Source organism: Micrococcus sp. EYE_212 (assembly GCF_023147585.1).
In the GTDB taxonomy this organism is placed as follows: domain Bacteria; phylum Actinomycetota; class Actinomycetes; order Actinomycetales; family Micrococcaceae; genus Micrococcus.
In genome coordinates this window covers 92,259-104,691 of sequence record NZ_JAHXOZ010000004.1, presented here as the reverse complement: position 1 = coordinate 104,691, position 12,433 = coordinate 92,259, and the positions used below count along the sequence as shown (strand labels likewise).

Annotated in this window: 14 protein-coding genes and 1 pseudogene; 7 read left to right on the top strand and 8 right to left on the bottom strand. The window is 74.3% G+C overall.

Annotated elements, in window-relative coordinates; genetic code table 11:
- Positions 1 to 58 precede the first annotated feature (58 nt).
- Positions 59 to 667 (top strand): TetR family transcriptional regulator, encoded by a 609-nt coding sequence (locus KZX60_RS04235; RefSeq protein ID WP_248115785.1) that lies wholly within the window; start codon positions 59 to 61, stop codon positions 665 to 667.
- A gap of 128 nt (positions 668 to 795) precedes the next feature.
- The gene (locus KZX60_RS04230) at positions 796 to 1,344 is read left to right on the top strand and encodes a TIGR03086 family metal-binding protein (RefSeq protein WP_248115784.1); all 549 of its coding nucleotides are present in this window, start codon (positions 796 to 798) and stop codon (positions 1,342 to 1,344) included.
- Between the two features lie 30 nt (positions 1,345 to 1,374).
- Here KZX60_RS04230 and KZX60_RS04225 read toward each other — a convergent pair whose 3' ends face one another.
- The 5 genes and pseudogenes from KZX60_RS04225 to arsB form a co-directional block, all read right to left on the bottom strand.
- The gene (locus KZX60_RS04225; protein WP_248115783.1) at positions 1,375 to 2,058 is read right to left on the bottom strand and encodes a low molecular weight phosphatase family protein; all 684 of its coding nucleotides are present in this window, start codon (positions 2,056 to 2,058) and stop codon (positions 1,375 to 1,377) included.
- A gap of 78 nt (positions 2,059 to 2,136) precedes the next feature.
- Entirely contained in the window at positions 2,137 to 3,771 is a 1,635-nt protein-coding gene (locus KZX60_RS12070; protein ID WP_248115782.1) for a polysaccharide deacetylase family protein, read from the bottom strand.
- A 107-nt stretch (positions 3,772 to 3,878) separates the two neighbouring features.
- Positions 3,879 to 4,325, bottom strand: a complete 447-nt coding sequence (locus KZX60_RS04215; RefSeq protein ID WP_282442597.1) for an arsenate reductase ArsC — start codon at positions 4,323 to 4,325, stop codon at positions 3,879 to 3,881.
- Between the two features lie 21 nt (positions 4,326 to 4,346).
- Positions 4,347 to 4,748, bottom strand: a pseudogene (locus tag KZX60_RS04210) (low molecular weight phosphatase family protein); the annotation flags it as partial.
- A gap of 36 nt (positions 4,749 to 4,784) precedes the next feature.
- Positions 4,785 to 5,951, bottom strand: coding sequence for an ACR3 family arsenite efflux transporter (gene arsB / locus KZX60_RS04205; protein WP_248115781.1), 1,167 nt, complete (start codon positions 5,949 to 5,951; stop codon positions 4,785 to 4,787).
- 128 nt (positions 5,952 to 6,079) lie between these two features.
- Here arsB and KZX60_RS04200 point away from each other — a divergent pair, with 128 nt between their 5' ends.
- The gene (locus KZX60_RS04200; RefSeq protein ID WP_248115780.1) at positions 6,080 to 6,454 is read left to right on the top strand and encodes a metalloregulator ArsR/SmtB family transcription factor; all 375 of its coding nucleotides are present in this window, start codon (positions 6,080 to 6,082) and stop codon (positions 6,452 to 6,454) included.
- Entirely contained in the window at positions 6,447 to 6,599 is a 153-nt protein-coding gene (locus KZX60_RS04195; protein WP_248115779.1) for a hypothetical protein, read from the top strand. The genes KZX60_RS04200 and KZX60_RS04195 overlap by 8 nt, the downstream gene beginning before the upstream one ends.
- On the opposite strand, the gene KZX60_RS04190 is transcribed toward KZX60_RS04195, so the two are convergent.
- A complete protein-coding gene (locus KZX60_RS04190; protein WP_248115778.1) occupies positions 6,560 to 7,372 on the bottom strand; it encodes a GTP pyrophosphokinase family protein in 813 nt (270 codons plus the stop codon). The two genes, KZX60_RS04195 and KZX60_RS04190, sit on opposite strands and share 40 nt — an antisense overlap.
- A 66-nt stretch (positions 7,373 to 7,438) precedes the next feature.
- The gene (locus tag KZX60_RS04185) at positions 7,439 to 8,854 is read right to left on the bottom strand and encodes an FAD-linked oxidase C-terminal domain-containing protein (RefSeq protein WP_248115777.1); all 1,416 of its coding nucleotides are present in this window, start codon (positions 8,852 to 8,854) and stop codon (positions 7,439 to 7,441) included.
- An 85-nt stretch (positions 8,855 to 8,939) separates the two neighbouring features.
- Between KZX60_RS04185 and KZX60_RS04180 the strand changes: the two genes are divergently transcribed.
- The 3 genes from KZX60_RS04180 to KZX60_RS04170 all read left to right on the top strand — a co-directional run bounded on the left by KZX60_RS04180 (position 8,940) and on the right by KZX60_RS04170 (position 11,803).
- Complete coding sequence (locus KZX60_RS04180; protein WP_248115776.1) at positions 8,940 to 9,611, top strand: GNAT family N-acetyltransferase; 672 nt, start codon at positions 8,940 to 8,942, stop codon at positions 9,609 to 9,611.
- Positions 9,611 to 10,936 (top strand): glutaminase A, encoded by a 1,326-nt coding sequence (gene glsA, locus KZX60_RS04175; RefSeq protein WP_248115775.1) that lies wholly within the window; start codon positions 9,611 to 9,613, stop codon positions 10,934 to 10,936. The genes KZX60_RS04180 and glsA overlap by 1 nt, the downstream gene beginning before the upstream one ends.
- A 132-nt stretch (positions 10,937 to 11,068) precedes the next feature.
- On the top strand, positions 11,069 to 11,803 hold the full coding sequence (locus KZX60_RS04170; protein WP_248115774.1) for a Pr6Pr family membrane protein: 735 nt from the start codon (positions 11,069 to 11,071) through the stop codon (positions 11,801 to 11,803).
- 8 nt (positions 11,804 to 11,811) lie between these two features.
- Here KZX60_RS04170 and KZX60_RS04165 read toward each other — a convergent pair whose 3' ends face one another.
- A complete protein-coding gene (locus tag KZX60_RS04165) occupies positions 11,812 to 12,429 on the bottom strand; it encodes a GNAT family protein (RefSeq protein ID WP_248115773.1) in 618 nt (205 codons plus the stop codon).
- Positions 12,430 to 12,433 lie beyond the last annotated feature (4 nt).

Here is a 12,433-nt window from a genome sequence, read left to right as displayed (position 1 = left end):
AGTACCATCGGTACTGGATTCATGCAGTATTCAATACCATCGGTACCGAAAGGGCAACATGGCCGTTCGACCCCGCAGCGCCGACGTGCGCGCCGACCTCCTGCACCACGCCGCCCGGGCGTTCGAGCACGAGGGGTACGTGAAGGCGTCGCTCGCCCGGATCGCGGCCGACGCCGGCTACACCAAGGGCGCGGTGTACTCGGGCTTCGGCGGCAAGCCGCAGCTGTTCGCGGAGGTGTGCGCCACCGAGTTCGAGCGGATCACCACGGAGGCGATGCGCGGCGTGGCGGCGGCGCTGGTCGAGGAGGGGGTGGGCCGGGAGGAGCTGACGCGCCGGCTCGCCGAGGCCCTGGGGTCCACGGTCCTGAACGCCTCGGGCCAGTGGCCGGTGCTGGTCCACGAGTTCCAGGCCGTGGCCCTGCGCGACGACGTGGTGGGCGCCGAGTACGCGGCCTTCAGCGAGCGCCGGCGCGCCTTCCTCGTGGAGCTGCTCGAGAACCACGAGCGGTTCGCGAGCGCGGACCACGCGGAGCTGACGCGGATGGCCGCGCTCCTGCTGATGCTCGTCCACACCGTCGCGGTGGAACGCCACCTCCGCCCGGACGAGGTGGACCGCGAGACGGTGCTCACGAGCATCGAGACCGTCATCGAGGCCCTGCTGCCCTGAGGGCGGCCCCTCAGCCCAGGCGCTCGCCCCCTCCACGGTGGCGGCGCTGCGCGGCGCGCGCCGGAATGGGGGATCATGTTCCCGGCGCGGACACGCCGTCCGCGTCGCACCGACCCTCAGGAGACCCCATGGCCACCACCGAGACCGAAGCCCGCTGGGACGCCGCCGCCGCCCCGTTCACCGCCCTCGTGCAGGCCGTGGCCGACTGGGACGCGCCCACCCCCTGCGACGGCTGGACTGCCGCGGACCTCCTGGACCACGTCGTCACCGCGGAGCGCGACTTCGCCGCCCGTCAGGGGCGCGAGGTCCCCGTGTTCGACGGCTCGCGCTCCCCGAGGCACCTCCAGTGGATCAAGCACGAGGCCGCCATGTCCGCCCTCGCGGGCGATCCGGAGTTCACGCAGCGGGCCATGGACACCGCGGTGGGCGCCATGACCGTGGGCGAGGCGCTGCTGCACTTCCACGTGTTCGACCTGATCGTGCACCGCTGGGACCTCGCCCGCTCGCAGGGCGTGGACGAGCAGTTCACGGACGCGGAGATGGACCACGTGGAGGCCGCCCTCGAGAGCTTCGGCGAGCGGGCCTACACCCCGGGGATCCTCGGGGCCGCGATCCCCGTGGCCGACGGCGCCCCGCGCCAGGAGCGCCTGCTCGCCCGCCTCGGCCGCCGGGCCTGAGGCCGCGCGGCGGACGCGGGAGCCGGCGGTTCAGCGCGGCAGGGTCGCCTGGATCTCGGCCCAGAGCTCGGCCACGCGCCGCTCGATGTCCGCCACGATCTCCTGGAGGCGGTCCCAGTCGGCCTCGGCGGGGTCGCCCACCGGCCAGTCCCGGTGCACGGTGTGCGGGTGGACCTCGCACTCGTCGCCGCAGCCCATGGTGATGACGTAGTCGGCCGTCCGGAGGATCTCCTCGGTGACGGGCTTGGGGAACGTCTCCTCCGGGTCCGCGCCGTGCTCGGCCAGCAGCGGGGCCACGGTGCCGTGGACGTGCGCGGCGGGGCGGGACCCCGCGGAGAGCACCCGAACGGCGTCGCCGGCGTGCTCGGCCAGCAGGGCGGCGGCCAGCTGGGAGCGGCCGGCGTTCTGCACGCACACGAAGAGCACGCGCGGGGCCTGTGGGTCCACGAGCCCCTCCGCCTCGGCCAGGGCGTCCAGCCGGGAGGCCGCGAAGCGCACGGCCATCTTCTCCAGGTGCGGCCCCGTGGTGCCGGCACGCGCCAGGTCGGCCAGGGCGTCCTGCACGTGGCGCTCCACCGTCTCGGCGCCGAGCGCCTCCGCATAGCGGCGGCGCAGCTCGCCGAGGCCCGCGGTGAGCGGGTCGACGGCATCCGAGCCGGTGGGGGCGCCGCGTCCGGGGTCGGGGGCGGCAGGGCCGGGATCAGCGATCCGCATGGGGTGGCCTCCTCGTGTCCTGGGGGCGGGAAGAGGGTGCGTTCGCGGCCAGGGTATCGCGTCTGACCTGCGGGGCCATCAGCCGTCCTGCAGGTCGGAGACGGTCACGAGGGTGTAGCCCTGGGACTGGAGCCAGGTCACCACGGGGTCCACGGCCTCGATGGTCGTGGCGTGGATGTCGTGCATCAGGATGATCCCGCCGGGGGCGGCCTCCTTCTTCACGATCGCGAGCGTCTTGGCGGGGTCGCGGTGCTTCCAGTCGAGCGTGTCGACCGTCCACATGGCCTTGCGCATGCCGTGGGCCTCGATCGCCGTGGTGACCGTGGCGTTGTAGGCGCCGTAGGGCGGACGCATGACCGCCGGCCGCACCCCGGTCGCGTGCTCGATGGCCGTGCTGGCCTTCGAGAGCTCGGCGTCCAGGGCTGCCCGGCCCAGCGGCTTCAGGAGGGCGTGCGTGTACGTGTGGTTGCCCACCTCGTGGCCCGCGGCGCTGATCTTCTTCGCGGTGCCCGGGAACGCATCGACGGAGGAGCCGATCATGAAGAAGGTCGCCCGGACGTCGTGACGGGCCAGGATCTCCAGCAGCCGGGCGTCGGTCGCGGGCTTGGGGCCGTCGTCGAACGTCAGGGCGATGCAGCGCTTGACCGAGCAGTCCGTCCTGCCCCTGCCGGCGGACGGGGTGGAGGAGGGCTTCTTCGTCGCGCTGGGGGCGGAGGGTGCCGTGGGCGTCGCACGGGGCGCGGCCTCGGAGCTGGACGTCGGTGCGGGGGTGACGGGGGGTGTCAGAGCCGGGGCGGACGACGTCGGCCCGGCCGTGGCGGGGGCATGCGCCGCGTTCCACGCCTCCACGTCGGGCCGGGTCACGGCCGTGCGGACCGCCCGCCCGGCGTCGGAGAGCCACGGCTCGACGTCGGACGCCGGAAGCGTGATCGCGGGCGTGCCCGCGCTGCCGGCCAGGATCGTGTGCTCCGAGAAGCCGATCGCAAGGTCGCCCTCCGGCGTGAACCACGTGCGGACGTCCCCGTCGCGGAGCTGCTCCCACGCGGTGTCCGCGCTGGAGGGGCTCATCTCCCGCTCGGCGCCGGGGAGGGCGTCCACGGCCGCGCGCACGCGCTGCTCCAGGAGGCCGCGGCTGTCCGAGGACACCAGGTCCAGGGGCTCGACCACCGTGTCGGCGGCGGCGTCGAACCACGTGGTCCGCTCCTCGATGGAGTGGCCCGCACCCGCGAACTCCGTCACCGACGTCAGCACGCCCACGATGTCCCGGGACACGCCCACCGCCTGCCACGAGCCGGAGAGCGAGGGGGGCGCCACGGAGACCTCGCTGCCCTCCGAGTCGGACCAGAACTGCTCGGCGCGCCGCTGCGCCTGATCGCGCAGGCGCGAGTTCAGGGGCTCGGCACCCGCGAGCTGCGGAACCACGAGGTGGGTGGCGCGGTGGTTGTCCGAGATCGTGCCCACGTCGAGGCCGGCGAACGGCATGCGGTCCAGGGTGGGGGTGCGGGGCCACTCCGGGGAGCCCTCCGTCGCGGTCGCGCCGTCCTCGGCCGCCGAGGGCGAGGAGGCCGGTGCCGACGATGCGCCGGACGACGGCGCGGAGGACGCGGCCGGGCCGTCCGGGGACCCGCTCGAGCAGCCGGTCAGTGCCATCGCCGCGACGAGCGCGGCGGCGGCGAGCGGACGGAGACGGCGGGCGGGGCGGGACGAGAGCACCGGTCCAGGCTAAGCCCGAGACCGCGTCGCTCCTGCGGTCTTTCGGTCACGATCTGGCCACAGCTGTGCCACCGTTCCGCGGGATCGCCCGTCCGCGATGGTGCAGGTCACACGCGCGGGAGCAGCTCCCTGACGAGCGTCTCCACGCGCGCGCGGATCTCGTCGCGGATCGGGCGCACGGCCTCGACGCCCTGGCCGGCCGGGTCCTCGACCGCCCAGTCCTCGTAGCGCTTGCCGGGGAAGACGGGGCAGGTGTCCCCGCAGCCCATGGTGATCACCACGTCGGAGTCCTTCACGGCGTCCGTGGTGAGGACCTTCGGGGTGTTCGCGGCGATGTCGATCCCCACCTCCGCCATGGCGGCGACCGCGGCCGGGTTGACCTCCTCCTTCGGGGCGGAGCCCGCGGAGCGCACCTCGACCCGGCCCTCGGCCAGGTGCTCGAGCCAGCCGGCAGCCATCTGCGAGCGGCCCGCGTTGTGCACGCACACGAAGAGCACGGAGGGACGGTCCTCGGCGTCCTCGTCGTCATCCGTCGGCGTCGCCTGCCCGGTCAGCTCCGCGAACAGGGCGTGCACGCGCGCGTCGATGTCGTCGCGCACGAGGCGCATGCGCTCGGCGCCCTCGACGCCTCGCTCGGAGGGCTCGTCGGTGCGCCACGTCTCGATGCTCCCGGCCATGCCCTCCGCCGGCTCGACCCTCGCCTCGTCGCCCAGCACCACCACACGGTCCACGCGGGCCACGAGCGCGGGGTCGACGGGCTTGGGCGTGCCGTGGGACATGTCCGCGCCGACCTCGGCCACCGACTCGGCGGCGAGGGCGTTGACCTCCTCACCGGGGTGGGTGCCGGCGGAGTGCACCTCCACGGCGTCGCCGGCGAGGCGCTCCATGAGGGCGGCGGCCATCTGGGACTTGCCGCCGTTCTTCCTGCAGACGAACAGGACGGAGGGGCGGGCGGCGGCGGTCTGCTGATCGTTCACGGGGTTCTCCTGGAGAGGGTGGGAGGGAGGTGGGCGTCAGGGGCGGGCGGCGGCGTCGCGCTCGGTCGGCTCGGAGGCACTGCCGGACACGACGGGGCCGGGCACAGTGGGATCGTTCGGGAACAGGCGGCGGCCGAGCCACATCGAGACGTAGACGAGGGCCACGAGCACCGGCACCTCGATCAGCGGCCCGACGACGCCGGCGAGGGCCTGTCCGGAGGTGACGCCGAACGTGCCGATCGCCACGGCGATGGCCAGCTCGAAGTTGTTGCCGGAGGCCGTGAAGGCCACCGTGGTGGCGCGGGCGTAGTCGAGGCCCACGGCGCGGGCCAGCAGCAGGGAGCCCAGGAACATGATCACGAAGTAGGCCAGCAGCGGCAGCGCGATCCGCGCGACGTCGAGGGGGCTCTCGACGATGGCCTGGCCCTGGAGGGCGAAGAGCAGCACGATCGTGAAGAGCAGGCCGTAGAGCGCCCACGGGCCGAGCTTCGGCAGGAACCGGTTCTCGTACCAGTCGCGCCCCTTGGCCCGCTCGCCCACCGTGCGGGTCAGGAAGCCGGCGAGCAGCGGGATGCCGAGGAAGACGAGCACGGAGAGGACGATCGCCCCGACGGGGAACTCGGCCGACGTCGTCGGGAGCCCGAGCCAGGCGGGGAGGACCTGGAGGTAGAACCAGCCGAGGACGCCGAAGGCGAGCACCTGGAAGACCGAGTTGATCGCCACGAGGACGGCGGCGGCCTCGCGGTCGCCGCACGCGAGGTCGTTCCAGATGAGCACCATGGCGATGCACCGGGCCAGGCCCACGATGATCAGGCCCGTGCGGTACTCGGGCAGGTCCGCCAGGAAGAGCCATGCGAGGCCGAACATGAGCGCGGGGCCCACGATCCAGTTGAGGAGCAGCGAGGTGGCCATGAGCCGGCGGTCCGCGGTGATGCGCCGCGTCTCGTCGTAGCGGACCTTGGCCAGCACGGGGTACATCATCACGAGCAGGCCGACGGCGATCGGCACGGAGACGTTGGCGATCGTGACCGACTCGAGGGCGTGGTCGAGGCCGGGGATGAGGTTGCCCAGCAGCAGGCCCAGGCCCATGGCCAGCAGGATCCACAGGGGGAGCCAGCGGTCCAGGAAGGACATCTCCTTGAGGACGGGATGGTGGTCGGCGGACGGGGTGCGGGCGGCGGGGGCGACGACGGGAGGGGTCATGTCAGCCTGTTCGGGTCGGTCCGGCGGGGGAGGGGAGCGGTGACGCGACGCGAGGGGTCGCGTCGACGCAGGGCATGTGGACGTGACGATCACAGATCGATGGACGTCAATGTGAGTAGCATGCTCGCATGAGCACCCCCCTGTCCACGCGTGAACCCCCGGGGTCTGGGCCCGACGCGGGCGCCCTGCCCGCCGACTGCTGCTCCCTCACCGCGGCGCCCCTCTCGGCCGATGAGGCGTCACGGACCGCCGTCGTGTTCAAGGCCCTCGCGGACCCCATGCGCCTGCGCCTGCTCTCCCACGTGGCGGCGCAGGGCTGCGAGAACGTGTGCGCGTGCGACCTCACGGCGGAGCTCGGGATCGCGCAGTCCACGGTGAGCCATCACATGAAGCGCCTCGTGGACGCGGGGCTGCTCACGCGCGAGCAGCGCGGTCGCTGGGCGCACTACACCGTGGTCCCGGAGGCCTTCGAGCAGCTCCGGGGGGTGCTCGGCCTTGACTGAGGTGACGTCCTCGGACCACCGCCGCGCGGTCTGCGGCACCCTCGCGCCGGGCCGCTCGAACGCGCACGTCCTCCTCGAGGACGGCCGGACGGTGCGGGCCTGGATCTACGCGCTCGCCCCGGACGCGGTGCCGCCGGCGGGCTGACCCGCGTCGTCGGGGCCCTCGGCGACCTGCCGGTGCAGGTGCTCCATCCGGCAGTCCAGGTCCGCCGCCACGCGGGCGGCGGCCACGAGCTCCGTGGCGATGTCGGCGGGCACGTCCCCCTGGAACTTGTAGTTGATCTTGTGCTCGAGCGACGCCCAGAAGTCCATGGCGATCGTGCGGAACTGCATCTCCACGGTGACGTGGCGCGTGCCCGTGGAGAAGTGCACCGGCACCTCCACGAGGCAGTGCAGGCTGCGGTAGCCGCTGGGCTTGGGGGAGGCGATGTAGTCCTCCACCTCCACGAGGCGGATGTCCGGCTGCGAGGTGAAGTGGCGGAACACGCGGTAGACGTCCTCAGTGAAGCTGAGGATCACGCGCGCCCCCGCGATGTCCGTGACCGTGCGGCGCATGGCGTCCAGGTCCAGGGAGAGCCCGCGGTCGGCGGCCTTGCGCAGGATGGACTCGGGCGACTTGACCCGGGTGACGATGTGCTCGATCGGGTTGTGGTCGTGCGCCAGGGCGAACTCGTCCTGCAGGGTCTCCAGGCGCGTCTCCACCTGCACCAGGGCGGAGCGGTACTCGAGGTCGAACCGCTCGAAGTCCTCCCGCAGGGCGCCGAGGGCCCGCGTCATGGCCGGCGGCATCTGCGTCAGCTGCGCGACGGGGGTGCTGCGCAGGGTCTCCAGGGCCGTCGCCGCTGAGGGCGCGCGCTCGGACGGCGACGGCGGGCGCTCCGGCGACGGCGGAGGCGTGCGGGGCTGCTCCTCGGGCATGCCCCCGAGCGTAGAGCCGTCGCCTTGGAGGGCCCTGGGATCTCCACAGCCGCCGCCCGGGCCCCGTCAGGCCGCGTCCGGCGTGAACATCTTGCCCGGGTTGAGGATCCCGTGCGGGTCGAAGACGGCCTTGATCCGCTCCTGCAGCGCGTGCTGGGCCTCCCCGAGCTCGTCCTTCAGGAACGCCCGCTTGAGCAGGCCCACGCCGTGCTCTCCGGTCAGGGTGCCGCCCAGCTCCAGTCCGGCGGCGAACAGCTCGCCCGCCGCCTCCCACACGGCCTCCGGGATCGCGGTGCCGGCCTCGCCGCCCACCTCGCCCGCCGAGCCGAACACCAGCACCGGGTGCAGGTTTCCGTCCCCGGCGTGGGCCGACGTCGGGATGGCGACGCCCGTGCGCGCCTCGATCTCCCGGATCCGCGCGAACATCTCCGCCATGCGGCTGCGCGGCACCGCGACGTCCTCCACGAGCGGGGTGCCGAGCGCCTCGAGGGCGGGGAACGCGCTGCGGCGCAGGGCCATGAGCGCCTCCGCCTCCCTGGGGTCCGCGGTGGCGGTCACCGCGCCGCCGGCCGCCTCCATCAGGGCCGCCATCGCGGCGCCGTCCTCGGCCGCCCCCGCGCCGTCGGCCTGCACCAGCAGGAACGCGCCGCGCTCGGGCAGCGCCGCGCCCAGCTCCGGGCCGACGTACGCGCGCACCGCCGCGAGCGTGGCCTCGTCAATGAGCTCCATCAGGGCCGGCACGTGGCCCGCGCCCGTGACGGACTGGGCGGCGGCCGCGGCGGCGACGACGTCGGAGAAGAACCCGCCCAGGGTCACCTGGGCGCCCCGCACGAGCGGGCGCAGCGCGAGCGTGGCGCCCACGATCACGCCGAGGGTGCCCTCCGAGCCGATCAGCAGGGCGGTGAGGTCGTAGCCCGTGACGCCCTTGACCGTGCGGTGGCCGAGGCGCAGGAGCGTGCCGTCGGCGAGCACCACGTCCAGCCCCAGCACCGCCTCACGCGTGACGCCGTACTTGGCGCACAGCAGCCCGCCCGCGTTCATCGCGATGTTGCCGCCCACGGTGGAGATGTCCTTCGAGGCCGGGTCGGGCGCCCACCACAGCCCGTGCTCGGCCAGGCGCGCGTTGAGCGCGCCGTTGAGGATCCCGGGCTCGACGACGGCGACGCGGTCCGCGGGGGAGACCTCGAGGATCCGGTCCATCGCCCTGACGTCCAGCACGATCTCGCCCGCCCCGGCGACGGCGCCCCCGGCCAGCCCCGTGCCTGCCCCGCGGGTCACGAGCGGGGTCCGCGTGGCGTGGGCGATCCGGCACGCGGCCTGCACGTCCCCCACGCGGCCGGCGCGCACCACGGCGAGCGGGGCGGCGGGGGAGCGGTGGCCGGAGCGGTCGGTGCGGGCGGCCTCGAGGGCCTCCGCCGCGGTGTCCACGCGGCCGGGCAGCTCCCGTTCGAGCAGGGCGAGCACATCGGGGGTCGTCGTCATGGCCCCCAGTGTCCCCGATCACGTCGGCCCCCGCGCGCCGGTGACGCCGGGCCGCGACGGCGCCGCGGTCCCTAGACTGGCGGCCATGACCTCCCCGGACCCCTCCCCGGCCCTCGACCGCGCCCGCGTGCAGGTGGTGACCCTGCGGCCGGACGCGCTGCGCGGGAGCACCGTGCGCCGGGTGGCGTCCGTCCTCGCCGAGTCCTTCGTCACCGACCCCTACACGGTCTCCTTCCTCCCCGCGGACCGGAGGGTCGAGCGGCTGACCCGCAAGTTCTCCGGTGCGGTGCGGGACGCCCTGTCTCCCGGGCCCGACGGGCGGGTGCCCGGCGCGGTCGACGTCGCCGTGGACCCCGCGGACGGCACGGTCCTCGCCGCCGCCCTGTGGGGGGCGCCGGACGCGCCGCGCGGCACCACCGTGCCGGCCGCCGTCGCCTCCGTGCCCGGCCTGCTGCGCGTGCACGGCGCCCACGCGCTGGACATGGCGCTCACCGTGGCCGCGTGCGAGCGCGCCCGCCCGACGGTCCCGCACTGGTACCTCGCGGACCTCGGGACCCTTCCCGCGGCCCGAGGCCGGGGCGCGGCGAGCGCCCTCGTGCGCCACCGGCAGCGGCGCGCGGACGGCACCGGGATCTACCTCGAGTCCTCCACCCGGGCCAACGTGCCGTTCTACGCGCGCCTCGGGTTCGCCGAGATCGAGCCCGTGCGGGCGTTCGGCACCGAGGACCTCACCGGCATGTGGTGGGAGGCCCGCTGATGCGTCACCCGATCCAGGACTACCTGCGCTCCCTCCACGACTCCCTCCGGGACTCCAACGAGGGCGAGCTCGCGCAGTACATCCCCACGCTGGCCACCGCGGACCCGGACCGGCTGGGCATCGCCCTCGCCACCGTCACGGGGCACCTCTACTCCGCCGGCGACGACGAGACGGAGTTCACCATCCAGTCCGTCTCCAAGCCGTTCGGGTACGCGGCCGCCCTCATGGACCGCGGCCGCGCCGAGGTGGACGCCCGCGTGGCCCTGAACCCCTCCGGGGAGGCGTTCAACGAGCTCTCCCTCGAGGCGGAGTCCCACCGCCCGGACAACGCCATGATCAACGCCGGCGCCATCGCCGTGCACCAGCTCCTCGTGGGGCCGGACGCGCGCCCGCAGGAGCGGATCGACCGGCTCGTCTCCCTGCTCTCCGCGCTCGCCGGCCGGCCACTGCGGGTGGACCAGGAGTCCTACGAGGCCGAGCTGGCCACCGCGGACCGCAACCTCTCCCTCGGCCACATGATGCGCAGCCACGGCATCATCCAGGACCGTGCCGAGGACGTGGTCGCCGGGTACATCGCGCAGTGCTCCGTCCTCGTGACCGCCCGCGACCTCGCCCTCATGGGCGCGTGCCTCGCCGCGGGCGGCCTCCACCCGCTCACCGGCGAGCGGGTCATCGCGGCGCGCGTGGCCCGCCAGGTCCTCTCCGTCATGAGCTCCTCCGGGATGTACGACGACGCCGGGCAGTGGCTCGTGGACGTGGGGATCCCGGCGAAGTCCGGCGTGGCCGGGGGCGTGCTCGGCGCCCTGCCCGGACAGGTGGGGATCGGCGTGTTCTCCCCCCGCCTGGACGCCCACGGCAGCTCGCTGCGCGGCGTGCGGGTGTGCCGCCGCATGTCCGAGGACCTGAACCTGCACATCATGGAGGCCGACGCCCTGGGCGGCACCGTGGTGCGCCACGTCAGCCGCGAGGGCGCCAGCGTGCGCCTGCACCTGCAGGGCGTCATCCGCTTCGGCGGCGCGGACGCCGTGGTCTCGGCGCTCGCGGACCTCGGCACGGGCGAGCGCCGGCAGCGGGGCTGGTCCTGGGACGGGGATGAGCACCCGGATGTGGCGGCGTGCACCGCCGTCGGCCGGGGCGCCCTGGAGGACGCGGTGGCGGCCGGCGAGGAGGACGGGGCCATCGAGGAGGTCGTGCTGAACCTCGAGCGGGTGGACCGGGTGACCGAGGTGGGGCGGCGGCTCATGGCGGAGGGCGTGCACCGCCTCGAGGCCGACGGCGTCCGCGTGCGGATCGACGATCCGGACGGGGTCCTCGCCGAGGTCTGAGGGCGGGGTGCGCGCGGGGGCGGTCGCCCCCGCGCGTGCGTTCTTCCTCTCGACGACTTCCGTTCATCTTCCGTTCATGCAACACTGGGGGATTCCTCCGTCCCGCCACCGCGTTCTCATGCGAGGTCCCCCATGCCCCTTCCCACCCCCCGCGTCAGCCTGCCCTCCTCCCTGCACCGCCTGCGTCGTCATCGCCGCACGGCGGCCGTCGCGCCGCGCCCGGTCGCGCGTCTGGCGTGGTGGAGCGCCGGCGTGCTGCCCGCCGTCGGGTGCCTCACCTCGTTCTCCATCGGGGCCAGGAAGGCGACCATGGTCATCCCGGGCGTGGGCTACCAGGGCGGCTTCTCCGCCGGGTGGGCGCACGCCCTGAACCAGCCGGCCTACTTCACATGGCTGTCCAACGCGCTCGTGGCCGGCACCTCCCTGACGCTCGCGGCGCGGGACACGGCGCCGACGTCGGACGCGTTCTGGGCCCTGCGCACCGCGGGGCTGGGCTCCGTGATGGTCACGGGCATCGTGTACAACGCCGTGCTGCGCGGCCACGAGGAGGACACCGCGCTCTACCGCGTCAACGACACGCTGCAGCACGTGGTGAACCCCGTGCTCGCCCCCGCCGTGTGGGCGCTCTTCGACCCCCGTGGGCAGATCACGCACCGCCGGGCCGGCCTCGCCTCCGTGATCCCCCTGCTGTGGGCCGCCATGACCATGACGCGCGGGCGGCGGATCGACTGGTACCCCTATCCGTTCCTGGACGTGCCGCGCCTCGGCTCCCGCACCGTCGGGCTCGTGCTGGTGGGGATCCTCACCGGCTTCACCGGCTTCATGGGGATGCTCGGCGACCTCGACCGGCGCCTCACGCCGGCCTGAGCGGTGCGTCACGCCGTCCGTGCCGTCGCCCACTCGTGGTGCAGGAGCCCCATGACGTGGCAGTCCACCCAGCGCCCGTCCAGCAGCAGGGCCTCGCGGAGCGTCCCCTCGAGCACGAAGCCCAGCTTCCTGTAGACGTGGACCGCGCGTGGGTTGTGGGCGTACACCTCGAGGCCCACCCGGTGCAGTCCCACGGTGCCGAACGCGTGGTCCAGGACGAGGCGCAGCGCCCGCGTCCCGATCCCGCGGTCCCGCTCCCGGGCGAGCCACAGGCGCATCCCGCACGCCCGGTTCTCCGCGTCCAGGTCCAGCAGGAGGACCTCGCCCACCACCGCGCCGTCCACCTCGATGGCCCAGACCGCGCGGTCCTCAGCCCCCGCCCAGCGGTCGTAGACCGCCCTCAGCTGGGCGGGGCTCAGGTCCGGCTCGGCCTCGCCGCGGGCCAGCGCCTCGGCCTCGGCCGTGGAGGAGACGGAGCCGGTGAGCACCTGCACCTCGACGTCACGCATGAGCGCGCCGAGGCCGCGCGCGTGGCGGCCGTCGGCGGCGTGGAGGGCGAGCTCGCCATCGGCCAGCTCGGGGACCTCGCAGAGCGAGGGCCCGCCCTCCGGAGCGCCCTGGCGCACCCGC